Annotated in this window: 22 protein-coding genes; 12 read left to right on the top strand and 10 right to left on the bottom strand. The window is 59.9% G+C overall.

Annotated features, from left to right (window positions below):
* Nucleotides 1-15: 15 nt before the first annotated feature.
* From VR71_RS13670 to VR71_RS13680, 3 genes are all read right to left on the bottom strand, one after another.
* Nucleotides 16-1,773, bottom strand: coding sequence for a peptidoglycan -binding protein (locus tag VR71_RS13670; protein WP_045684811.1), 1,758 nt, complete (start codon nucleotides 1,771-1,773; stop codon nucleotides 16-18).
* Nucleotides 1,774-1,775: 2 nt separating this feature from the next.
* Nucleotides 1,776-3,005, bottom strand: a complete 1,230-nt coding sequence (locus VR71_RS13675) for a biopolymer transporter ExbB (RefSeq protein ID WP_045684814.1) — start codon at nucleotides 3,003-3,005, stop codon at nucleotides 1,776-1,778.
* A 67-nt stretch (nucleotides 3,006-3,072) separates the two neighbouring features.
* Nucleotides 3,073-3,597 (bottom strand): gamma-glutamylcyclotransferase, encoded by a 525-nt coding sequence (locus VR71_RS13680; RefSeq protein ID WP_009817681.1) that lies wholly within the window; start codon nucleotides 3,595-3,597, stop codon nucleotides 3,073-3,075.
* A 72-nt stretch (nucleotides 3,598-3,669) separates the two neighbouring features.
* Here VR71_RS13680 and VR71_RS13685 point away from each other — a divergent pair, with 72 nt between their 5' ends.
* A complete protein-coding gene (locus VR71_RS13685) occupies nucleotides 3,670-4,671 on the top strand; it encodes a DUF2125 domain-containing protein (protein ID WP_296430411.1) in 1,002 nt (333 codons plus the stop codon).
* 1 nt (nucleotide 4,672) lies between these two features.
* On the opposite strand, the gene VR71_RS13690 is transcribed toward VR71_RS13685, so the two are convergent.
* From VR71_RS13690 to cobU, 3 genes are read right to left on the bottom strand one after another with little or no spacing between them, the layout of a single operon-like run.
* On the bottom strand, nucleotides 4,673-5,554 hold the full coding sequence (locus tag VR71_RS13690; RefSeq protein ID WP_045684820.1) for a glutathione S-transferase: 882 nt from the start codon (nucleotides 5,552-5,554) through the stop codon (nucleotides 4,673-4,675).
* Nucleotides 5,555-5,612: 58 nt separating this feature from the next.
* Nucleotides 5,613-6,185 (bottom strand): histidine phosphatase family protein, encoded by a 573-nt coding sequence (locus VR71_RS13695; RefSeq protein WP_040650525.1) that lies wholly within the window; start codon nucleotides 6,183-6,185, stop codon nucleotides 5,613-5,615.
* Entirely contained in the window at nucleotides 6,182-6,709 is a 528-nt protein-coding gene (gene cobU, locus VR71_RS13700) for a bifunctional adenosylcobinamide kinase/adenosylcobinamide-phosphate guanylyltransferase (protein WP_254656403.1), read from the bottom strand. Before cobU ends, VR71_RS13695 begins: the two co-directional genes overlap by 4 nt.
* Nucleotides 6,710-6,815: 106 nt before the next feature.
* Here cobU and VR71_RS13705 point away from each other — a divergent pair, with 106 nt between their 5' ends.
* The 6 genes from VR71_RS13705 to VR71_RS13730 all read left to right on the top strand — a co-directional run bounded on the left by VR71_RS13705 (nucleotide 6,816) and on the right by VR71_RS13730 (nucleotide 13,274).
* Nucleotides 6,816-7,694, top strand: a complete 879-nt coding sequence (locus VR71_RS13705) for an RNA polymerase factor sigma-32 (protein ID WP_296430413.1) — start codon at nucleotides 6,816-6,818, stop codon at nucleotides 7,692-7,694.
* The gene (locus tag VR71_RS13710) at nucleotides 7,691-8,461 is read left to right on the top strand and encodes a ChaN family lipoprotein (protein WP_296430415.1); all 771 of its coding nucleotides are present in this window, start codon (nucleotides 7,691-7,693) and stop codon (nucleotides 8,459-8,461) included. The genes VR71_RS13705 and VR71_RS13710 overlap by 4 nt, the downstream gene beginning before the upstream one ends.
* 67 nt (nucleotides 8,462-8,528) lie before the next feature.
* Nucleotides 8,529-9,722 carry a bifunctional phosphopantothenoylcysteine decarboxylase/phosphopantothenate--cysteine ligase CoaBC gene (gene coaBC / locus VR71_RS13715; protein WP_045684823.1) on the top strand — a complete coding sequence of 398 codons (1,194 nt, stop codon included), beginning with the start codon at nucleotides 8,529-8,531 and terminating at the stop codon, nucleotides 9,720-9,722.
* A gap of 36 nt (nucleotides 9,723-9,758) precedes the next feature.
* A complete protein-coding gene (dut, locus tag VR71_RS13720) occupies nucleotides 9,759-10,214 on the top strand; it encodes a dUTP diphosphatase (RefSeq protein ID WP_009817672.1) in 456 nt (151 codons plus the stop codon).
* On the top strand, nucleotides 10,214-11,284 hold the full coding sequence (locus VR71_RS13725) for a HesA/MoeB/ThiF family protein (protein WP_045684826.1): 1,071 nt from the start codon (nucleotides 10,214-10,216) through the stop codon (nucleotides 11,282-11,284). The genes dut and VR71_RS13725 overlap by 1 nt, the downstream gene beginning before the upstream one ends.
* On the top strand, nucleotides 11,262-13,274 hold the full coding sequence (locus VR71_RS13730; RefSeq protein WP_045684829.1) for a M3 family metallopeptidase: 2,013 nt from the start codon (nucleotides 11,262-11,264) through the stop codon (nucleotides 13,272-13,274). Before VR71_RS13725 ends, VR71_RS13730 begins: the two co-directional genes overlap by 23 nt.
* Nucleotides 13,275-13,399: 125 nt before the next feature.
* Here VR71_RS13730 and VR71_RS13735 read toward each other — a convergent pair whose 3' ends face one another.
* The 4 genes from VR71_RS13735 to VR71_RS13750 are packed head-to-tail and all read right to left on the bottom strand — an operon-like array spanning nucleotide 13,400 to nucleotide 18,034.
* The gene (locus VR71_RS13735; protein ID WP_045684831.1) at nucleotides 13,400-14,896 is read right to left on the bottom strand and encodes a phosphomannomutase/phosphoglucomutase; all 1,497 of its coding nucleotides are present in this window, start codon (nucleotides 14,894-14,896) and stop codon (nucleotides 13,400-13,402) included.
* A gap of 16 nt (nucleotides 14,897-14,912) precedes the next feature.
* Complete coding sequence (gene kdsA, locus VR71_RS13740) at nucleotides 14,913-15,746, bottom strand: 3-deoxy-8-phosphooctulonate synthase (RefSeq protein ID WP_045684833.1); 834 nt, start codon at nucleotides 15,744-15,746, stop codon at nucleotides 14,913-14,915.
* Between the two features lies 1 nt (nucleotide 15,747).
* Nucleotides 15,748-17,397, bottom strand: a complete 1,650-nt coding sequence (locus tag VR71_RS13745) for a capsule biosynthesis protein (protein WP_045684834.1) — start codon at nucleotides 17,395-17,397, stop codon at nucleotides 15,748-15,750.
* Entirely contained in the window at nucleotides 17,375-18,034 is a 660-nt protein-coding gene (locus VR71_RS13750) for an ABC transporter ATP-binding protein (protein ID WP_009817666.1), read from the bottom strand. Before VR71_RS13750 ends, VR71_RS13745 begins: the two co-directional genes overlap by 23 nt.
* A 273-nt stretch (nucleotides 18,035-18,307) precedes the next feature.
* Here VR71_RS13750 and VR71_RS13755 point away from each other — a divergent pair, with 273 nt between their 5' ends.
* The 5 genes from VR71_RS13755 to VR71_RS13775 all read left to right on the top strand — a co-directional run bounded on the left by VR71_RS13755 (nucleotide 18,308) and on the right by VR71_RS13775 (nucleotide 21,274).
* Complete coding sequence (locus VR71_RS13755; RefSeq protein ID WP_009817665.1) at nucleotides 18,308-18,787, top strand: UPF0262 family protein; 480 nt, start codon at nucleotides 18,308-18,310, stop codon at nucleotides 18,785-18,787.
* A gap of 3 nt (nucleotides 18,788-18,790) precedes the next feature.
* The gene (locus VR71_RS13760; RefSeq protein ID WP_009817664.1) at nucleotides 18,791-19,252 is read left to right on the top strand and encodes a low molecular weight phosphatase family protein; all 462 of its coding nucleotides are present in this window, start codon (nucleotides 18,791-18,793) and stop codon (nucleotides 19,250-19,252) included.
* Entirely contained in the window at nucleotides 19,249-19,644 is a 396-nt protein-coding gene (locus tag VR71_RS13765; RefSeq protein ID WP_045684835.1) for a ketosteroid isomerase-related protein, read from the top strand. The genes VR71_RS13760 and VR71_RS13765 overlap by 4 nt, the downstream gene beginning before the upstream one ends.
* Nucleotides 19,641-20,225: a GNAT family N-acetyltransferase gene (locus VR71_RS13770; RefSeq protein WP_045684836.1), complete on the top strand. Its 585-nt coding sequence runs from the start codon at nucleotides 19,641-19,643 to the stop codon at nucleotides 20,223-20,225. The genes VR71_RS13765 and VR71_RS13770 overlap by 4 nt, the downstream gene beginning before the upstream one ends.
* A 119-nt stretch (nucleotides 20,226-20,344) precedes the next feature.
* Nucleotides 20,345-21,274: a lipid A-modifier LpxR family protein gene (locus VR71_RS13775; protein WP_045684837.1), complete on the top strand. Its 930-nt coding sequence runs from the start codon at nucleotides 20,345-20,347 to the stop codon at nucleotides 21,272-21,274.
* Nucleotides 21,275-21,327: the final 53 nt, after the last annotated feature.

Genomic DNA, 21,327 nt, shown 5'->3' on the forward strand with positions numbered 1-21,327 from the left:
TGAACAGATTGGCGATCAACGCGTGGTCAGCTTGAGCTCAATACGCCTGTTCTGCGCACGCGCCGCAGCTGTGTCATCGGGATTGACGGGTTGGAATTCGCCGTAGCCATTTGCCGAGAGGCGCTCAGCAGGAAATCCCAAGACGCCCGTGAGATAGCGCACGACGGAAAGGGCCCGTGCCTGACTGAGCGCCCAGTTGTCAGCAAATCGCGCGCCTTCGACAATCGGCACGTCATCCGTATGGCCATCAACTTGGAGCACCCAGTCGATCCCCTCAGGAATATCCCCGATCACATTGCGCAGGATGCCCGCCACTTTGGCAATTTCGCCCTCTCCCGCGAGCGACAACTCCGCCTCGCCGGGCGCAAAGAGCACTTCAGACGAAAACACGAACCGATCACCGACGATTTGAACACCCTGTTGTTGACCTAGCACATCACGCAAACGGCCAAAGAATTCTGAGCGATACTTCTCCAGATCCTCTTTCTCCGCCTCCAACAGACGAGCGCGTTCCTCTTCTGCAATGCGCCGACGCCGTTCTTCGGCCGCAACGCGGGCCAAGGCCGTATTCAACTCATTGCCAAGTGACTGCAACTGCACCTCAGCTTCAGCCTCGCGCGCCTCTGAAGCATCCAGCAAAGCCTGAAGGCCAGAGAGCTGTTGGCGCAAAGCAGCCACCTGCTGATTGAGTAGCGCTTGCTGCTTTTGAGCTTCGCTGGCCGCCGCTTGTTCGTCTGCAAGGCGTGTGCGCGCCTCAGCCAAAAGTGCAGCCCGTTGCTCCGCCTCTGTCATCTGGGCCTCGGTGCGCGCCTCCGCAGCGCGCTGCGCAGCAAGAGCCGCCACCAATTGCTCGCGGGTCGCTTCTGCGTCCAGGACGGCAGCACCCAACTGAGTGTTCTCCGTCAGGGCCTGCGCCAATCGACGATCAAGATCGTCACGCGCATCCTTGGTCGCGGCGAGAAGTGTCAGCGTTTCCTCAGCCCGCTTGCGCTGCTCTTCCAGGGCGAGTGTCATAGAGGTCAGCTCGGCGTCCGCATCCGCCAACCGGGCGCGCAGCGCCTCAGCCGCAGCCGCCTCTGCCAACCGGTCCTGCTCCTCTTGGCTCAATTGCCGCTCGAGGTTTGTCACTTGCTCGGACAAGGCTGCCTGTGCCTCGCTCGCCTCGGCGTTGCGCTGACGCAGGTCCGCCGCGAGTGCCTCAAGCGCTTCGCGCCGCGCCGCAGCAAGGCGGGCGGCTTCAGCCTGTGCATCCACCTCGCTTCGCAGCCCTGCCAAGGCCAGTTGCAACTGCTCCTGCTCACTGAGCAGCGCAGCGCGCTCGTCTTCCAGATCCGCGATACGCCCTTGCGCCGTGTCACGTTCTGACAAAAGCCCGGCGACCTGTTCCTCAAAGCTGGTAATCCTGCCCTGCGCGGCACTTAGCGCCTCGGCCTGAGCGTCACTTTGGGCGCGCAGGCTATCGATCAAGGCGGTTTGTTCGGCCTCACGGGTGCGTGCGTCACTCAAAGTTGCAGTCAATGCGCCAACGCGATCCTGCAGGCTTGCGCTGCGATCTTGTTCGAGTCCGAGCGCACGCGAAAGCGCGGCCACTTCTGCGGAAAGCGAGTCAAGCCGGGTCGCCTGCCCACTAATTTCTTCGCGCAACACAAACTGCACCATCATGAAAATGGTCAGCACAAACATTAAGACCAGCAAGAGCCCGGTCATCGCGTCAACAAACCCCGGCCAGATTGAGGCCTGAAACCGTGAACCGGTCCGCCGAGAGAGCGCCATGATCAGCCCTCCTCGCTGCTGTCCGGATCAGAGCGCGGCATGACCTGTCGCACGGTGCGAGGAGCCACTGGCGGGCGCGTCTGTCCCATCACCCGCGTCAGCGCTGCCAAATCGGTGCGCAATTCCGTCATCGTTTCCTGACGACCGGCGCTGATTTCCTCGAGAATGCGCAGCATCTGCACATCAATCGAACGCAGCCGCATGCGGCTTTCCGCATCGAGCCCGTCAGTTTGGGGAGCTTCGCGGCTCTCGAGTGCCATGATCAGCCGTTCCTGCCCTTCGGCGAGCCGCATCAATGCAACTTGCACGGGGTTCTGATCGCTCATCCGATGGGTCAACCGCTCAATTGAATCCGCCAGCACGCCTAGTTTCTGATCGACCATGGCGCGGCTCATGTCCGACTGGCCGAGCATGACCTGGAGCGCGTCCATCTGCTCGGCCATATGATCGAGCACATGCGCGACAGCCCCCTGCTCACCACTGCCCTCTCCATCACCTGTGGCAAAGCCCACACGCGTGATCGTCGACATCCACTCTTCTAGCTCACGATAAAATCGGTTCTGGCCGTGACCGGCAAAGAGCTCCAGAAGACCCACCACCAAGGAGCCCGCAAGCCCAAGCAATGAGGACGAAAAAGCTACGCCCATGCCGCCCAACTGCGCTTCTAGCCCGGACATCAGCCGGCTGAAGACTTCGATCCCCTCTTCACCTTCTTGCGGGGCAAGGCTCCGGATCGTGTCAACGACCGCCGGCACCGTCGTGGCCAGTCCGTAAAAGGTTCCCAAAAGCCCCAAGAAAATCAATAGGCTGACAATATAGCGTGTGATTTCGCGCGCTTCGTCGATCCGCTGAGCCACTGAGTCAAGAATTGAGCGCGCTGAGGTCGACGCAATCTGCATCCGCTTTCCACGTGATCGCAGCAGTGTTGCCAAGGGCGCCAACATCGAAGGTGGTTGGGTCATCTCGTGGCCCGGAACTTGTCCAGCAAAGCCCTCAATCCAGCGGGCAGATCCGATCAATTGAAGTACCTGCCAGAAGGTGGCGATCACTCCGGTGATGAAAACAAAGAAAATAAATCCGTTCAGCCAAAGATTGGCCTGAAAGACCGGCAGTACGCTTGGCAAGGCGAGAAACGCCCCAAACGCGGTCAGCCCAAGAACCACCAACATCAGAATGATCTGGCGATAGGGATATGAAAACTGCGGCTCGACCTCACGGTCCGGCTGGTCCATCTGGACGCTCCCGACACTTGGATTTCTTGGGCCAACCCTACGCGGCTTGGTTAGCTAAGCCAAGGATTTATCCACAGATATGGCGCACCCGCCGCACCAGCCAGTCCAGTTCCTTGTCGTGAATACCAAGTTGTCCGAGATGGTCAGCCGTATTGTAGAGATATTCAGTGTTCGGGCCGCGTCCACCTACGGCGCGCGCTATGATCGCAGCCTGTTCTTCGAGATCAAGACCGCCACAATATTGCACATGATCGGGATCAATCACGTAAGTCACCGCCTCCACCCGGCGACCATCGGCAAGGTCTATTTTCAGCATACGCTCGAGATAGGCAGAAGATATCAATTCGCGTTCGCGCAGATAGCTCAGAACGTCATCAGCTTGCGCCGCGTCGGCACGTAGCGCGACCCCTTGGCAAAGTGCCCCGGGGTACGCGTCCAACGCGAGAACCAGACCGGGAACATCTTCTGTGCCCCTATGGTGGATACTACGCATACAAAAACTTCGATGATAATCCGGAAGGCGGGCGATCACCCGTTCCTTGGCCTCGAAACCGGGATTCCACACGAGTGACCCATAGCCGAATACCCACATAGCCTTTGCCCCTGTTCCTCGCCCACAACCCCCTATAAACACCTCTCAAAGGGCATGAAAGGGGCGCGCACCATGAGATTTCTGCTTGCCATGATCGTGATCGCCGCATTGGGTTGGTCCGGATATTGGTTCCTCGGGCAAAGCGGATTGAGTCGTGGGTTTGAGACATGGTTCGATTTGCGGCGCGCAGAAGGATGGGTGGCCGAAACCTCGGACATCACGGTTCAGGGATTTCCCAATCGCTTTGACACCGGCTTTAGTGATCTGGTGCTGGCCGATCCAGAAACTGGATTAGCGTGGGAGGCAGACTTCTTTCAAATTCTCGCACTCAGCTACCAGCCTAACCATGTGATTGCCGTATGGCCAAACAGCCAATTGATTTCCACTCCGCAAGAAAAATTCCGCATCGAAAGCCGCGATATGCGTGCCAGCCTCCGTATCGCGCCCGATACGCGACTCGCCCCAGAGCGCGCCACACTTACCGCAGAGTATCTACAGATTACACCGTTGGAGCGGCAGGATGAGAACACCGCACTGACCTCGCTCACACTCGCCGCCGCGCGCCAGATGGAGACAGAGTACCGCCTTGGCCTGACGGCCGAGGGATTGACCCTGTCGCCACCATGGCGTGCCCAACTTGATCCTCAGGGCCGTCTGCCCACGCAGATATCCGGACTGCACGCCGATTTGACTGTAAGTTTTGACAAACTCTGGGACCGCAGCGCGATAGAGCAAGCCCGCCCGCAGCCGACCGCGATCAATCTGCGATTGGCAGATGCCAAATGGGGACAATTGCATCTCCAAGCAGCCGGTGACGTAACCGTTACGCCCGAAGGCTTGCCAGAAGGAGAGATCACGCTCAAGGCGCGCAACTGGCGGGAAATGCTGCAAATCGCAGCACAAACCGGGGTGATACCCGAATCGATGCTGGGGACGTTGGACAGTGGGCTGTCACTGATGGCGCAAATGTCAGGAAACCCCAATACGCTCGATGTGCCACTGACCTTTCACAACGGGCGCATCTTGCTGGGGCCAATTCCCATCGGTCCGGCACCGGTGCTCCGTCTAAGATAGCTTACGGGGCATTGTCGCGCAGAGCGGTAAAAGCGGACCATGCATCCGGGTCGGAGACCGTTTTGTCTCGGCAGAAAGGGTTGCAGAATCCGAAAATCCGACCCTCGCTTTCCATCAAATCCGTGACCGCTTCGCCCGAATAGGGACAGAGGGTATTCTCGGGGGCACCACTCTCAACGGCGCGGGCCGGCCGCGGGATCGGACCAGGCCAGGAAACAGTGGCATAGGGTTTGGCATAGCGCGAAAGGGTCGCACCGCGCACAAGACCCATGGCTCGCCAGCGACGAAAAGCCAAATCATTCAGGTGGGCTGCAACATAAGCGCGCGCGACCTCTGATACCGGCAGATCATAGCCCGCGATCCGCGCCGCGACCGGTGCAAAAAAAGCATCGGCCGCACTATACGCACCACACAGCCACGGGCCATCGGGTGCGCAAGTGGCACGTGCATGCAGCCACAGGGTCTCGATCCGGGCAAGATCACTCAAAACAGCCTCAGACGGCACCACACCAGTATAGGCCGTGCGCAGGTTCATCGGGCAATCGCCCCGCAATGCACCAAACCCCGAATGCATCTCAGCGGCGAGAGTACGCGCTGTGGCGCGTGCGCGTGGCTCGTTGGGCCATATTCCCGCCTCGGGGTGACGGGTGGCCAGTTCTTCGGCCATCGCGAGACTGTCAGAGACAACCGCCGCCTCGGGCGTGATCAACGTGGGCACTGTTCGGGCCGGGGCAAGATCGGCCATTTGCTCGGCCACGCTGTAATCGGCACTAAAATCGAGGATGCGAACCCGGTATGGCAAGCCAAAGCGGTGGAGCAAGAGCCAGCCACGCAGCGACCAAGAAGAATAGGCGTAATCGCCGAGGATGAGGTCATATGTCATTGCAGAATGTTAGCGCCAGAACGGGCACCCGACTAGCAAGTTTTTGTTGGAGTTTGTATCACGGAAGGTGATTTATCGCCTGCATTTTCCAACCCTGTCCTGCCCAATGAAGTTCGGTGACGGACAGGTTGTCGATCCGGTGCGCAAATGCCTCGTAGGCTGATATGCCTAGCGCCGCCTGCACTTGGGTTAGGATTACGCCCATATGGGCCACTAAAACGATGTCTCGTCCCGGATACGTACTGCGCAGGCGATTGGTCGCTAGGGCGACGCGAAGGGCTATCTCGTGCCAGCTTTCGCCGCCGGGCGGGCGAATATCACCGGGCATTTCCCAGAATGCGCGCAAGAGTTTCTGGTCCGAGACAGCCTCAAAAGCTTGCATCTCCCACGCACCAAAATGAATTTCGCGCAGGTCCCGGTCATCGGGTAGGCGCTCTCGCGCGCCTATGATGGCGTCTGCGGTGGCGCGAGCTCTGCTCAGGTCCGAAGAGATCAGCAACGCATTGCCCGGCAGGTGGTCCGCAAGTCGCGCCAGTCGCGCCTCATCGCTTAAATCTGCGGGGATATCCGACCAACCGACCATAGACTTCGCGTGCGTCGGACCGTGGCGCACCCAGTAAAACCGGCTCACGGCAAATTGCCCTTAAGGAGCACAGGCAGACCAGCGATGACATTGACCACAAAATCCGACCGCGCAGCCAATTCCTGATTGAGCCGCCCCTGCGCGTCTCGAAACCGCCGGGCAAGTGCGTTCTCGGGCACGACTGACAGCCCAACTTCGTTTGAAACCATAACCACTGGCGCAGCACAGGCATTGAGAGCGGAAAACAGCGCAGATTGGGCATCATCGAGATCGTGATCCGCAAGCAGGTGATTGCTGAGCCACATCGTGATACAATCGAGCAACACCACCTCTTGAGCGCTTGCGTGCGCGAGCACGGGGGCCAGATCAAACGGAGCCTCACAGGTGCGCCAGTCCGATCCACGGATTTCACGGTGCCGCACAAGCTTTGCCCGCATCTCATCATCGAAGGCTTGCGCCGTGGCGAGGTAAATGCGCGGTCGGCCTGAGTTGGTTACGAGGCGCTCTGCAAAGCTGGATTTGCCTGAGGCAGCCCCGCCCAGAACGAGGCTCAGTCTTGGCAGGTCAGACAAATGGGCCTCTCCTTTTTTGATCCGGTGACGTCCATGGTGCGTAGCACTTTGCGATAAGAGGAAAAAGGGCGCAACGAAGTCACGCCGCCGATAAGGGGGAAATCCGATGCCACTCGACGCACCGCAGCAAAGGTCCATGTCCCGCACTGCCATGAAGGCAGAGATGTTGGATGCGGAAACAGAACTCGCGCTCGCCTATGCTTGGCGCGACCAACGCGATGAAGAAGCCCTGCATCGTTTGATAAACGCTTACATGCGGCTGGCAATTTCGATGGCTTCGAAATTCCGGCGCTACGGAGCGCCGATGAATGACCTCATTCAAGAGGCTGGGTTGGGTCTTATGAAGGCCGCGGACAAGTTTGATCCTGATCGCGGCGTGCGGTTTTCCACCTATGCTGTTTGGTGGATTAAGGCCAGCATTCAGGACTATGTTATGCGCAACTGGTCGATGGTGCGAACAGGCTCGACATCTAGCCAAAAGTCGTTGTTTTTCAACATGAGGCGCGTGCAAGCGCGGCTCGAACGTGAGGCAATGGCCAATGGGCAGCAGCTTGACGGATACCAACTGCGCGAGATGATTGCGCATGAGGTTGGTGTTCCATTACGCGATGTCGAAATGATGGAAGGGCGCCTTTCGGGCTCGGACTTTTCGCTTAATGCCACACAATCGGCAGAGGACGAGGGTCGCGAATGGATTGACACGCTTGAGGACGAGGGCGCGCGCGGCGACGAGATCGTCGAGCGCCATCGCGACATGCATGCTTTGCGCGACTGGCTGGCTGATGCCTTAGCCCGCCTCAACGAACGCGAACGTTTCATCGTGCGTGAACGCAAACTTCGAGACGATCCGCGCACTCTCGAAAGCCTCGGCGAAGAACTCAATCTCAGCAAGGAGCGCGTGCGGCAGCTTGAAGCAGCTGCCTTTCAGAAAATGCGCAAGCATCTTGAAAAGCATGGGGGCGAAGTGCAAAACCTGCTCGCATGATCCTGCGTTTGCTCGTTTTGCTATCGGTCCTGACCGTCGCGTTCTCCGCAGCGGCCCAAGATGTATTGATCCTTGGCGAGGTGCATGACAACGCGGCGCACCATGCCGTGCAGACTCAGCGTGTAAAGGATCTGAAACCAAGGGCAATTGTCTATGAAATGCTGACCAAGGACCAAGCTGCATTGGTTACGCCGGACCTTGTGGGTGACAGAGCCCGATTGGAAAATTTGTTACAGTGGGAGGCCAGTGGATGGCCCGATTTCTCAATGTATTACCCGATTTTTAGCGCCGCCCCTGATGCAAGGGTTTACGGTGCGCAAGTGACGCGTGACGCGTCTCGCGCTGTTCTCACAGACGGGCTTTCAGAAGTTTTCGGCGATGATGCCACACGCTACGGCCTTGATCGCGATTTACCAGAAGATCAGCAAGCGATCCGCGAAGCGATGCAAAAAGAAGCCCATTGCAATGCCCTGCCAGCGAACCTCTTACCGGGAATGGTGGTCATCCAACGCCTGCGCGACGCAGTTCTGGCGCGGGCGGTGGTCCAGGCGATTGAGGAAACTGGAGGGCCGGTGGCCGTGATCACCGGCAACGGTCATGCCCGCCGCGATTGGGGAGTACCCGCTTATTTAGCACAGGCCGCCCCCGATCTAGAAATTTGGGTCGTGGGCCAGACCGAAGACAACGCAGACATTGAGGGCGGCTTTGACGAGATCATATCGTCAGCGGCCGTCGAGCGACCCGATCCGTGTGCGGGATTTCAGTAGCGTGTCGCACCCTTGCGCGGCACCAGCCCGCAGCCTAGTGTCAGGGCGCATCTCATAGGAAGCGCCAATGCTAAGTTCAAAACGCATTCTTCTGATCATCGGAGGCGGAATCGCAGCCTATAAGGCGCTCGATCTTATACGCCGCCTGCGAGAGCGTGGGGCCATGGTAACGCCGGTGCTGACCCGCGCGGGCGCTGAATTTGTCACTCCGCTGTCCGTGTCGGCACTCGCGGGGCGTAAAGTGTTCTCAGACCTCTTCAACCTGACGGACGAAGCAGAGATGGGGCATATCGAACTCAGCCGTTCGGCCGATCTGATCGTTGTTGCTCCGGCAACCGCCGATCTGATTGCCAAGATGGCACAGGGCCACGCCAGTGATCTGGCCTCCACCCTGCTTTTGGCCACCGACACGCCTGTTTTAATCGCGCCTGCGATGAATGTGCGGATGTGGCACCACGCGGCCACGCAGCGCAATCTCGCTCTGCTTCACGGTGACGGTATAGCCTTTGTTGGCCCAAATGACGGCGATATGGCCTGCGGTGAGCATGGCCCCGGACGCATGGCAGAAGTGCCCGAAATCATGGCAGCAGTCAGGACAATGCTGTCCGAAGGACCATTGACAGGCCGCCGAATTCTGGTGACCTCTGGTCCAACTCACGAACCCATTGATCCGGTACGCTACATTGCCAACCGCTCGTCGGGCGCGCAGGGTGCGGCGATTGCCCGCGCATTCGCCACGCTTGGGGCTGAGGTGGTCTTTGTCACCGGCCCCGCCACGGTGCCGCCGCCCGACGGGGTGCAGGTGATCCGCGTCGAGACTGCGCACGAGATGCTGGAGGCGGTCAAGAGTGCCCTGCCGGTTGAGGTCGCAATCTGCGCCGCCGCGGTGGCGGATTGGCATGTCACAAGTGCAAGTAGCCAAAAGCTCAAGAAAACGAAGGGTCGTCTGCCTCAATTAACCTTTGCCGAGAACCCCGACATATTGGCGACTGTCGCGAGCATGACGTCCGGTCGGCCCAAACTTGTCGTAGGCTTTGCCGCCGAAACCGATGACGTGATCGCGAACGCGACCGCCAAGCGCGCGCGCAAGGGCTGTGACTGGATCATCGCCAATGACGTGCGCCCTGCGACCGGTATCATGGGCGGCACCGAGAATGCCGTGACGCTGATCACCGCAGACGGTGCCGAGGAGTGGCCGCGCATGGGCAAGGATCAGGTGGCCGCGCAACTGGCCGCACGGGTCGCCACGGCGCTGAGTTGAAATCATGCGTATTTTCAACATGATGAAGAGGGCCGCATGCTGACCGTCGCGATTCAATGGGAGGAAGGGGCGGACCGCACCCTTGGCTTGCCCGGCTATGAAACCGCAGGCGCGGCCGGGGCCGATCTGCGCGCGAACTTTCCAGATCGCGGCCGGGTCATGCTGGCACCGGGCGCGCGGGTTCTTGTGCCCACGGGGCTGCGGCTGGCGGTGCCGATGGGATACGAGGTGCAGGTGCGCCCGCGCTCTGGCCTTGCTCTGAAACACGGCATTACCCTGCCCAACAGCCCCGGCACGATCGACAGCGATTATCGCGGACCCTTGGGGGTAATCGTGATGAATGCCGGGACCGAAGGCTTTGAAATCACGCATGGAATGCGGATCGCACAGATGGTGGTGGCGCCGGTTGCGCAGGCGCGGTTCACTCTGGTCGAGACGCTGGACGAGACCGCGCGTGGCGCGGGTGGATTTGGCTCTACGGGGATTGGCTGATGCTGCTGGTGCTGGTCATGGCAGCAGTGCTCTGGAGCATTGGCGCGGCCTTGGGCACGCCCCGGCGACTGCGGTGGGGGATGATCTCAGGCCTATGGGCGGCTGTGGTGTTGACGCATCTGGTGCTACCCGAGGGCCACGCGTTGCGCATGGCCACGGGCGAAAGCCCGGCGCTCTGGCTGATGGTTGGCGGAACGGTCGTGATCGTGCTGGTTTACCGCGCAGGACTGACCCGCTTACGGGCTCGCTCTGAGCGTGAGGCCGTTACAGTTGCATCTCGTAAGCCTTTGTTCTCCGAGGCAGAACTCAACCGCTATGCCCGTCATATCATCATGCGCGAGATCGGTGGACCGGGACAGAAAGCCCTGAAGGAGGCGCGCGTTCTGGTGATTGGCGCGGGTGGTCTTGGCTCTCCGGCGCTGCTTTATCTGGCGGCGGCGGGCGTGGGGACGATAGGGGTCATCGACGATGATACCGTTGAAAATTCCAACTTGCAGCGACAGGTGATTCACCGCGATGCCGATATCGGTCTCCCCAAAGTGCAATCGGCCATGGCGGCGATGCAGGCGCAAAATCCGCATGTCGTGGTGCACCCCTATCAGAGGCGGTTGACACCGGAAATCGCAAGCGATCTCTTCGCCGACTATGATCTGATCTTAGATGGCACCGATAATTTCGAGACACGCTATCTGTCAAATGCCACCTCAGTCGCCCAAGGCAAGCCATTGATTTCAGGCGCTTTATCGCAATGGGAAGGGCAGCTGAGCGTGTTTGATCCGGCCCATGGCACCCCCTGCTATCAATGCATTTTTCCGCAAGCCCCTGCCGCGGGCCTTGCACCCTCTTGCGCCGAAGCTGGCGTTCTGGGGCCACTGCCCGGCGTGGTTGGAGCAATGATGGCAGCAGAGGCGGTCAAGCTGATCACCGGAGCGGGGCAGACTCTGCGCGGAGACATGCTCATTTACGACGCGCTTTACGGCGAGAGCCGCAAGATCGGGCTGAGCCGTCGTGCAGATTGCCCCATATGTGGGGGTAAAGGAGAGAATGATGACCAACATGTTGCTGGCTGAGTGGAAAACGCCGTTCAAACTTGCCCCCTTCGATCAAATTGCCGACGCGGATTTCGCACCTGCGTTCGAGACCGCAATGGCCAAGGCACGGGCAGAGGTCGTAGCGATAGCTGACAATCCAGAGGCGCCGAGCTTTGCCAATACGATCGAAGCGCTTGAAAAAACGGGCAAGGATTTGGACCGGGTGCTGTCGGTGTTTTACACATTGGCGGGCGCGGACAGTAATCCAAAGCGGCAGGAACTGCAGCGCGAATTCGCCCCAAAACTAGCGGCTTACTCCTCGGAACTCTATGGGAACAAAGAGCTTTTTGCGCGGATCGAAAGCCTGTGGGCCGAGCGCAACACGCTCGGTTTGACAGCTGAAGAAGCGCGTTTGTTGATGCTCACGCACCGGGGATTTCGCCGTTCAGGCGCGGCATTGACCGGGGCGGAAGAGGCCCGGATGCGCAAGATCATGGCGCGGTTGGCGGAATTGGGAACGGCATTTACGCAGAACCTGCTGGCGGATGAGTCCGGCTGGCAAATGGAATTGGCCGAGGACGATCTGGAAGGGTTGCCGGATTTTCTGGTCGATGCCGCGCACGCGGCGGGGCAGGAAAAGCGGCTGGAGCGGCCTGTGATTACCCTGTCGCGGTCGTTGATCGTGCCCTTCCTGCAATTCTCCCCGCGTCGTGATTTGCGAAAAAAGGCATATGAATCATGGGTTTCGCGCGGTGCCATGGGAGGTGAGACTGACAATCGCGAGGTCGCCGCAGAGATTTTGCGGCTGCGCGCGGAGCGGGCCGCCCTGTTGGGCTATGCGAGTTTTGCCGCCTACAAGCTGGAAACCGAGATGGCCAAGACGCCAGAGGCGGTGCGGGGCCTGTTGATGGCGGTTTGGGAACCGGCCAAGGCGCAGGCGGAGCGGGATGCGGCACGGCTGACGGAAATGATGCAAGCCGATGGAATCAATGGAGAATTGGAGCCGTGGGATTGGCGTTACTATGCAGAAAAGCGGCGGCAAGCGGAGCATGATCTGGATGAAACGGCCCTGAAACCCTATTTGTCGCTGGAGGCGATGATCGCGGCGGCGTTTGGCTGTGCCAATCGGCTGTTTGGGTTGGAGTTTCGCGCGCTTGATATGCCGCTCTATCACCCTGATTGCCGGGCCTGGGAAGTGACGCGCGATGGCGCGCATGTTGCTGTTTTTATTGGGGATTATTTCGCGCGTGGGTCCAAGAGATCGGGGGCTTGGTGCTCTGCCATGCGAGGTCAGGCCAAGCGGCCAGAGGTGCAGGGGCCGGTAGTGATCAACGTCTGCAACTTTGCCAAGGGAGATCCGGCGTTGCTGAGTTATGACGATGCGCGCACGCTGTTTCACGAGTTTGGCCATGCCCTGCATCAGATGCTGTCGGACGTGAATTATGAAAGTATTTCAGGAACTTCCGTGGCGCGGGACTTTGTTGAATTGCCCTCACAGCTCTATGAACATTGGCTGGAAGTGCCCGAAGTGCTGGAGCGCTATGCCACTCATGTCGAGACCGGAGAGGCTATACCACGGGAATTGCTGGATAAATTGCTGAAGGCCGCGAATTTCGATCAGGGGTTTCAGACGGTGGAATATGTCGCCTCGGCCCTCGTCGATCTGGCGTTTCATGAGGGCGATGCGCCCGGCGACATCATAGCCAAGCAATTGGAAGTATTAGACAATCTTGGCATGCCAAGGGCCATCACTATGCGCCATGCGAGCCCGCATTTCGCGCATGTGTTTTCTGGGGATGGGTATTCCAGCGGCTATTACAGCTATATGTGGTCCGAGGTGATGGATGCGGATGCCTTTGCCAGTTTTGAAGAGGCGGGCGGGGCATTTGATGTGGAGCGGGCCAAGGCCTTGGAATCGCACATTCTTTCGCGCGGCGGATCGGAGGATGCCGAAACGCTCTATTTGCAATTCCGAGGCCGGATGCCGGGGGTTGAGGCGCTTCTGAAGGGGCGCGGATTGGCGGCCTGATGTGTACAGGATGTACAATATGTACACGGTTTTTATACACAAATTTGGAGGGATGGGGGCGCTGCCCCCGTCCCGGATTTAATCCGGGACTCTTCCGAGGAATTTCATACTAGATGTAGTGCGGTTCAGATCGTTTGATCGTAGTCGCCAACGCCGGGTTCGGTGCGGATGACGGCATCGATATCCGAGAAGATGGCGCGCATTTCGGCGTCGCTTGCGCTGCTCTCGCACACCACCACGAGGTTCGGGGTGTTGGAAGAGGCGCGCACGAGGCCCCACGAACCATTATCGAGAATGACGCGGGCCCCATTGACGGTCACGACCTCCTTGATGGTACGCCCGGCGAGCGGTTCACCTGCGGCGTGGCGCGCGACGAGTTTGGCGACGATGCGGTCGAGCACGGCGTATTTCTCGGTATCGGCACAATAGGGCGACATGGTGGGGGTCGCATAGGTCACCGGTAGCGCACGGCGCAGGTCGGACATCGACATCGGCGGGTTGCGGTCCATCAATTTGCAAATCTCGACCGCGACGCGCATGCCGCAATCGTAGCCACGCCCGATGGGTTCGGCGAGAAAGTAATGGCCGGATTTCTCAAAGCCCGCGAGCGCGCCCAAGTCCTTGACCCGGCGTTTCATGTGGGAGTGGCCGGTTTTCCAGTAATCAGCGGTCACGCCGTTTTTGATCAGTTCAGGATCCGAGGCAAAGAGGCCTGTGGATTTCACATCGGCGACGAAGGTCGCATTGGGGTAAATCTTGGAGAGGTCGCGCGCCATGATGACGCCCACCTTATCGGCAAAGATTTCCTCGCCCTCGTCATCCACAACGCCGCAGCGGTCGCCGTCGCCGTCAAAGCCAAGCGCGAAATCAGCCCCCGTGGCGCGCACGGTGGCGGCCATGTCATGGAGCATTTCCATGGCTTCGGGATTGGGGTTGTAATGTGGGAAGGTGTAGTCGAGCGTGTTGTGCGACGCGATCACCTCGACGCCCAAACGCTCGAACAATTCGGGCGCAAAGGCGGAGGCGGTGCCATTGCCGGTGGCGCAGACGACGCGCAGCTTGCGGGTCATGCGGAAATCACCGACGAGATCATCGAGATAGGCCTCGCGCACGCCGGAAACGAAGTCGTAAGCACCGCCGGGGCGGGGCTCGCCGCGTCCCTCTAGCACGATGTCGCGGAGTTCCGCCATCTCATCCGGGCCGTGGGTCAGCGGGCGGTCAAAGCCCATCTTGACCCCGGTCCAACCGTTTGGATTATGCGAGGCCGTGACCATGGCGACGGCGGGCACATCAAGGTGGAATTGCGCAAAATAGGCCATGGGAGAGAGGCAGGGGCCAATGTCCTTGACCGTGATACCCGCCTGCATGAGGCCCAGCATGAGGGCATTCTTGATCGACAGCGAATAGTCACGATAGTCATTGCCGACCGCGATCACCGGCGGGATGCCGCGTGCGTGCATTTGCGTGCCGAGACCAAGACCCAAGGCGGTGATGCCCGGCAGATTGATCTGATCGGGATATTTCCACCGGGCGTCGTATTCGCGGAACCCCGTGGGTGCAATCATCGGGTCGCGCAGGAATTCCCAAGTGTTGGGGGTGACGGTCGGCAGAGGTTTGGTCATGGAAGCTCTTTGTCGGTCAGAGGTGGATCGGATTGGCCTTGGCCAGACGGTCAAACTGCATCAGCGTGTCGATGAGGGCCGACATCTGCGTGAGCGGGATCATATTGGGGCCGTCCGAGGGGGCGTTGTCCGGGTCCTCATGCGTTTCGATGAAGACCGAAGCAACCCCAAGCGAGACCGCAGCGCGCGCCATGACGGGGGCGAATTCACGCTGCCCACCGCTGCTGCCGCCGCGCCCGCCGGGCTGTTGCACGGAATGGGTGGCATCCATGACCACCGGATAGCCGGTGGCGGCCATTTGCGGCAGGCTGCGCATATCGGCGACAAGGGTGTTGTAGCCAAAAGAGGTGCCGCGTTCGGTCAGCATGATGCGGGTGTTGCCGGTGCTCTCGATCTTGGAGATGACGTTGGGCATGTCCCAAGGGGCGAGAAACTGACCCTTTTTCACGTTGATCACCGCGCCGGTTTCACCGGCCGCGATCAGGAGATCGGTTTGGCGGCTGAGAAAGGCGGGGATTTGCAGCACATCCACCACCTCCGCCACCGGCGCGCATTGGTCGGCGGTGTGGATATCGGTGAGCACGGGCAGACCAAGTGCATCCTTGACCGATTGCAAGACCTTGAGTCCCTCGTCGATACCGAGACCGCGCTTGCCCGAGAGCGAGGTGCGGTTGGCCTTGTCAAAGCTGCCCTTGAAGATCAGCCCCGCGCCAAAAGCGGCGCAGGCCTCTTGCAGGGTGCCCGCGATCATCTGGGCGTGATCGGCGGATTCGAGCTGGCAAGGCCCGGCGATGAAGGTCAGGGGACGGTCATTGCCGATGGCCCACCCGTTGAGGTCGATATGTTTCATATCAGGAAGACACCTGTTCACGCAGAATGGACGCCGTAAGCGAGATGAGCAGGTAGATACCAGAAAAGATCAGGAAGGCCAGTATCGTATTCTCAAAGGCGCGCGGATAGGAGGAATCCTGCGAAGCGAGGGGGCGCACGCTGACGGTGAGATAGCGCACCTGCTTGTTGGCCTCGATCTCGGACTGGCGTTTTGCCTCGAGCGCGGATTGCAGCACGAGATCGGCGGTGGCGAGATCGGCCTGCGCCATCTGGATGGCCGCAGTCTTGGAGGCGAGCGAGCTTTCGCCGGCTGTGGCGTCGGTCAGGCGGCGCTTTTGCTTGTCGAGTTCAGCGCTGAGGATCATGATTTCACTTTGCAGCGCCTCAACTCGGGCGCCGTTGGGGCGTGCGTTGTTCATCTGGATGTTGAGAGCCAGTTCCTTTTCCTGAAGCTGCAACTCGACGGTGCCGATCAGGTTGCGGATGCTGGCAATCTCACCCTCGGGGTCAAGAATACTGTCCTCTTGCAGGGTCACCAGCATCTGTTGGGCGGCGCGGCGTTCGATCTTGGCCTGATCGAGGCTGTCGGCGGCGGTGCTGACGGCATCCTGCCGTTTCTCTCGGCTGAGGTCATCAACGCGTTCCTCGGCATATTTGATCAGACGCTCCGAGAATTTGGCGCTGACGGCGGGATCGGCGGTCGAAACCTCCATCCGGATCACACCTTCGGTGGGGTCGTAGCCCAGTTTGACGTATTTGCGGTAGAGTTTGTAGGCGACCTCGTGGCTGGCGTCGGGGTCGAGCCGTTGTAGCGGGTCGATCCAAGGCTGACTGAAATGCGCGAGAAAGCCGAGTTCCTCGTCGAGGCGCAGCATCGCATCCTTGGACTCAAGGTATTCCTGAGTCGCGATGGCGTCCTGGCCCGTGGCGAATTGGCTGGGAATGAGACCGCCAAGACCGCCCCCACTGGCGCCACCACCATCTGCCGACAGGATCAGGAAGGCGGATTTCGTGGCATACATCGGCGTGGCGATGGCATAGAAATAATAGCTCACCAAGATGGTCGGCAGCAGGACGAAGGCCGCGAGCCGCGAGAACAGCAGGATCAGTTTGCGACGGCGGCGGCGACCGATGTCGCGTTGGATGGCCATGATTTCCTGAGCGCGGCGGTCGGCGGGGTTGACGTCGGTGGAGGGCAGCGTCTGGCGTCCTGCGGGCACGGTTTGCGGCAGTTGCACGCGGCCATCGGAGGGCGAGGCGGGGGTCGCGCCGGGCGCGTTGGGCGGAGGCGGGCTGCCGCCGTCATTGGCCACCAGTTCAAGGATATTGGCGCGCTGAAAGGGGTCGATGCCCCGCGCCCGCAAGAGGCGCACGGCGTCGAAATCCGACGTGGGGGCGAGTCCGTATTTCTGTGCCAGTCGCCGGGCCATGCGCAATTCGCGCCCCGTCAGTCCTTCGCGCCGGATATCGTCGATGTTCTGACTGGTCGAGGTTTCGCGCGCCGAGGCAACCTGTCCGGCCTGAAGAGGAAGAGGCTCGGCCGTGGCAGCCGAGACGGCGTGCGGTGCCGCATAGGCCGACGGCGCGTCGGAGCTTGTGGCCACGCGTGGCGATAGCGGCACCGGGCTACGGCGGATGCGGAATTTTCTAGCCTTGGGTTTCGTAATCATAAAGCTCTTTTGCCTCCTCCAAGGAGTCGAACATATAAAGTTTGCCGCCCATCAGCACAGCCGCCGAGCGGGCAAATTTTTCCAACACCTTTGGATCGTGCGACACGATGATCACGGTGGTGGTGCGTAGCCGTTCTTTGAGAATATCGCCCGCCTTTCGGTTGAACTCTACATCAGTAGAGCCCGGCATCCCCTCATCAATCAGATACATGTCAAAATCAAGCGCCAGCATCAGCGCAAAGCTGAAGCGGGCACGCATACCCGAGGAATAGGTGCCAAGCGGCTGATCGAAATATTCGCCCAATCCGCAGAGCCAGCGGCAATAGGATTCGATATAGTCGGGATCAAGCCCGTAAAGGCGTGCGATGTAACGGGAGTTGTCCAGCGCCGACAGGCGGTTGATCACCCCCCCCATGAATCCCAGAGGAAAGGAGATGCGGCACCCGCGCCGGATCACGCCCTCATCCGGTTTTTCCAATCCGGCCATCATGTTGATCAAGGTCGTCTTGCCGGTGCCATTGGGCGCGAGGATGCCCAGGCTATGCCCAAGTTCTACTCGAAACGACACCTGATCAAGAATGACCTTGCGCTGTGTGCCTGTCCAAAAGGACTTGCTGACGTTCTCGAACTCGAGCATTCAATTGCCTCGGTATACCTGCTTTCCCGATGATAACGGGACACTCTTAAGGTCGGCTTAGCCTGCTTTTTGATATTATTGCCGATTTGAGGACAATATGCCAATGCAACAAGGCGATATTGTGATCAATTGACCAGAAATCGTGGCGATTTCCCGGCAAGCGTGGCGGGCAGGTGACGCGACGCGCAGAAGCGTCGCGCAAAAGGTCGCGGTGATTGCCCAAGAGGCCGCGCTGCGCTAGGGACGGATAAAAGATGCAGCACGAGTAAAACAATGAGCCGGATTTGCCATATCGAGTTGGATGATGCCAACCTGCCCCCGCCCACGCCCGAGATCGAGCAGGAGCGCAAGGTGGCAATGTATGATCTCATCGAGGAAAACAGCTTTTCGCTGCCTAATCGTGACGACAGGGTGGTTCCCGATGGCCCTTATCGCGTCGGATTGGCGATCCGCGAGAAGCGGCTGGTGTTCGACATCCGGACCGAAGCCGATCAACCCGCGGCAGAATTTCATCTGTCACTGAGCCCGTTCCGGCAGGTGGTCAAGGATTACTGGGCCATCTGCGAGAGCTATTTCGATGCGGTCAAAAATATGCCGCCCTCTCAGATCGAGACCATTGATATGGCTCGGCGCGGCATTCACAACGAGGGGGCGCGGGTGCTGGCCGAGCGGCTGGAGGGCAAGGCCGAGATCGACAATGACACGGCACGGCGTCTCTTTACGCTGATCTGCGTGTTGCATTTCGGGGGCTGATGCATGCCGCAGCCCCTGCCGCAGTCGGTGCTGTTTTGTTGTGATCACAATGCTGTCCGCTCGCCTATGGCCGAGGGGATCATGAAGAAGTTTTACGGCGCTGATACCTATGTCCAGTCCGTTGGCGTCAAGAATGACATGGAGATCGACGGCTTTAGCGTCGCCGTCTGCCGCGAAATCGGGGTCGAACTGGAACGTCACCGCAGCCGCAGCTTTGACGAGATGGAAGATTGGGGAGACGATCTGTCGTCTTTTGATCTCGTTGTGGCCTTGAGCCCGGCGAGCCAGAGGCGGGCGCTGGAACTGACCCGGTTTTTTCACCTTGATGTCACTTACTGGCCGATCATGGACCCCACCGGCCTTGCGCAGACCCGCGAAGCGCGGTTGGATGCCTATCGTCAGACCCGAGATCAGATCATCGGGCATTTGCAGGACCGTTGGGGACCCCCCAGGGAGGATTTATGAACGAAACCGTCAAAGCCTATTTCGATGCCTTCAACCGGGGCGATGTGCCCGGCATGCTGGCCTGCCTGAGCGACGATGTGCGCCACTATGTGAACGAAGGGCAGGTTCGGACCGGCAAGGATCTGTTTCGCGCGTTCTGTGATCACATGAGCCGGTGCTATCGCGAAGAGCTGACCGATATGGTGATCTTTGAGGCACAGGGTGGCACCCGTGCGGCGGCGGAATTTCTGGTCAACGGCACCTATCTGGAGACCGATCAGGGGCTGCCAGAGGCGCAAGGGCAGAGCTATGTCCTGCCTGCCGGGTCGTTCTTTACGCTCAAGGATGGGTTGATCACGCGCGTTGTGACCTATTACAACCTTGCGGATTGGGTGAAACAGGTCTCTGCATGATCCGTGTTGAGCGGCTGACGGGGGCGGCGCTGGCACGCGCCCTGCCCGATGTGGCGCGGCTTCGGATCGCGGTCTTTCGCGCCTATCCCTATCTCTATGAGGGCGATGCCGCCTATGAGGAGCGGTATCTTCAGGTTTACCGCGAGAGCGCGGATGCCATTCTGGTGGGTGCCTATGACGGCGATGATCTGATTGGGGCCGCCACCGGCACTCCGATGGAGGATCATGCGGGCGATTTCGGCGCAGCCTTTGCCGAGAGTGGGATCGCGTTGGAGCGGATTTTCTATTGCGCCGAGAGCGTTCTCTTGCCCGCCTATCGTGGGTGCGGCATTGGGCATCGTTTTTTCGATCTGCGCGAAGCGCAGGCGCGGGCGCTGAACCGCGATTTTGCTGCCTTTTGTTCGGTGGTGCGACCCAAGGATCACCCGGCGCGGCCCGAGGGTTATCAGCCGCTCGATGGGTTCTGGCGCAAGCGCGGTTATGCGCCGCTTGACGGGGCTGTGGCCTCTTTTGACTGGACCGAGATCGGGGCGGCGGAGGAGAGTGCGCATGACCTGCAAGTCTGGATGCGCGCGCTCTGAACGGCCTACCATGGGATTTGCGCCACGGTTTCGCGGAATGCTAATGTTTCACTGGTCAATTTGTCTGAGGGTTTGCTAAGCAGAAATTGCCGGGGGGCGCAGCATGGGGAACGTGACAGATGACACGTATTTTCGCCATCGCCCTCTGGGCGATCCTGGGCCTGATCGGCGTGACCACGGCAACCTTGGCGCAGTCCGAAGGGCGTCAGAGACTGGGCTATGGTCTCTTGTTTACCAACGACGTTCTGGGTGACGCGGATGATCGCTGGCGCACTGGGTCGATCACATCGAGCCGGGTCTGGGGGCCTGACTGGCAGGGACACGCGCCGGACCGCTTTGGGCAATTGCTCGAATTCCGCTTTCACGGCGAGGTCATAGCGCCTGAAAACCTGAGCCGCCCCGCGGCGCTTGATCGGCCTTATGTGGGCGCGCTCGGCTTTGGTCTGCATACGCATTTCCAGAAGGCTGAGGTGGATTATGCCCTTGGGGCGGATCTGATCGTGACCGGGCGGCAGACGCAGCTCGATGACTTTCAAGACTTTTTGCATGGGTTTCTTGGCGGTCGCGAGGTCAGTGGACGGGTTCGGCGCAATCAGATCGACGACGCTATTCGGCCCTCGGGCGTCTTTGAGGCCAGCCGCGAGTTTGAGCTTGGGCGTGCGCGCCTGCGGCCCTTTGCCGAAGCGCGGCTGGGGGTCGAGGATCTGATCCGGGCCGGGGCGGACATCACATTCGGTGGCATCGGTCAGAGCGAATTGCTGGTGCGCGACGTGGTCACGGGCCATCGCTACCGGGTGGTGCGGGCCGAACAGGCGGGCACGGCATTCCTTTTGGGGGCGGATATCGCCTATGTCGATGACAGCGATTACCTGCCCGCACGCAGCGGTGTCACATTGACCGAGGACCGCACCCGTGTGCGGGCGGGCCTGCATTGGGAGAACCGCAATGGGGCTGCGCTCTTTTACGGTCTGACATGGCTGAGTGAGGAATTCGACGAGCAGCGCGAGGGGCAATTTCTGGGCGCTGTGCAGTTCAAGCTGCGGTTCTGACAAAAATACAATCAAGGGCTTTTCAGACTGATTCGCCTTTGCTACCTTGACGA

The organism is Roseovarius sp. BRH_c41, from assembly GCF_000961715.1.
Lineage (GTDB): Bacteria > Pseudomonadota > Alphaproteobacteria > Rhodobacterales > Rhodobacteraceae > Roseovarius.

What these genes read in the sequence shown, in the direction of transcription:
- VR71_RS13670 (WP_045684811.1), bottom strand. Translation starts at nt 1,773, where the DNA reads ATGGCGCTCTCTCGGCGGACCGGTTCACGGTTTCAGGCCTCAATCTGG.
- VR71_RS13675 (WP_045684814.1), bottom strand. Translation starts at nt 3,005, where the DNA reads ATGGACCAGCCGGACCGTGAGGTCGAGCCGCAGTTTTCATATCCCTAT.
- VR71_RS13680 (WP_009817681.1), bottom strand. Translation starts at nt 3,597, where the DNA reads ATGTGGGTATTCGGCTATGGGTCACTCGTGTGGAATCCCGGTTTCGAG.
- VR71_RS13685 (WP_296430411.1), top strand. Translation starts at nt 3,670, where the DNA reads ATGAGATTTCTGCTTGCCATGATCGTGATCGCCGCATTGGGTTGGTCC.
- VR71_RS13690 (WP_045684820.1), bottom strand. Translation starts at nt 5,554, where the DNA reads ATGACATATGACCTCATCCTCGGCGATTACGCCTATTCTTCTTGGTCG.
- VR71_RS13705 (WP_296430413.1), top strand. Translation starts at nt 6,816, where the DNA reads ATGCCACTCGACGCACCGCAGCAAAGGTCCATGTCCCGCACTGCCATG.
- VR71_RS13710 (WP_296430415.1), top strand. Translation starts at nt 7,691, where the DNA reads ATGATCCTGCGTTTGCTCGTTTTGCTATCGGTCCTGACCGTCGCGTTC.
- coaBC (WP_045684823.1), top strand. Translation starts at nt 8,529, where the DNA reads ATGCTAAGTTCAAAACGCATTCTTCTGATCATCGGAGGCGGAATCGCA.
- dut (WP_009817672.1), top strand. Translation starts at nt 9,759, where the DNA reads ATGCTGACCGTCGCGATTCAATGGGAGGAAGGGGCGGACCGCACCCTT.
- VR71_RS13725 (WP_045684826.1), top strand. Translation starts at nt 10,214, where the DNA reads ATGCTGCTGGTGCTGGTCATGGCAGCAGTGCTCTGGAGCATTGGCGCG.
- VR71_RS13730 (WP_045684829.1), top strand. Translation starts at nt 11,262, where the DNA reads ATGACCAACATGTTGCTGGCTGAGTGGAAAACGCCGTTCAAACTTGCC.
- VR71_RS13735 (WP_045684831.1), bottom strand. Translation starts at nt 14,896, where the DNA reads ATGACCAAACCTCTGCCGACCGTCACCCCCAACACTTGGGAATTCCTG.
- kdsA (WP_045684833.1), bottom strand. Translation starts at nt 15,746, where the DNA reads ATGAAACATATCGACCTCAACGGGTGGGCCATCGGCAATGACCGTCCC.
- VR71_RS13745 (WP_045684834.1), bottom strand. Translation starts at nt 17,397, where the DNA reads ATGATTACGAAACCCAAGGCTAGAAAATTCCGCATCCGCCGTAGCCCG.
- VR71_RS13750 (WP_009817666.1), bottom strand. Translation starts at nt 18,034, where the DNA reads ATGCTCGAGTTCGAGAACGTCAGCAAGTCCTTTTGGACAGGCACACAG.
- VR71_RS13755 (WP_009817665.1), top strand. Translation starts at nt 18,308, where the DNA reads ATGAGCCGGATTTGCCATATCGAGTTGGATGATGCCAACCTGCCCCCG.
- VR71_RS13760 (WP_009817664.1), top strand. Translation starts at nt 18,791, where the DNA reads ATGCCGCAGCCCCTGCCGCAGTCGGTGCTGTTTTGTTGTGATCACAAT.
- VR71_RS13765 (WP_045684835.1), top strand. Translation starts at nt 19,249, where the DNA reads ATGAACGAAACCGTCAAAGCCTATTTCGATGCCTTCAACCGGGGCGAT.
- VR71_RS13770 (WP_045684836.1), top strand. Translation starts at nt 19,641, where the DNA reads ATGATCCGTGTTGAGCGGCTGACGGGGGCGGCGCTGGCACGCGCCCTG.
- VR71_RS13775 (WP_045684837.1), top strand. Translation starts at nt 20,345, where the DNA reads ATGACACGTATTTTCGCCATCGCCCTCTGGGCGATCCTGGGCCTGATC.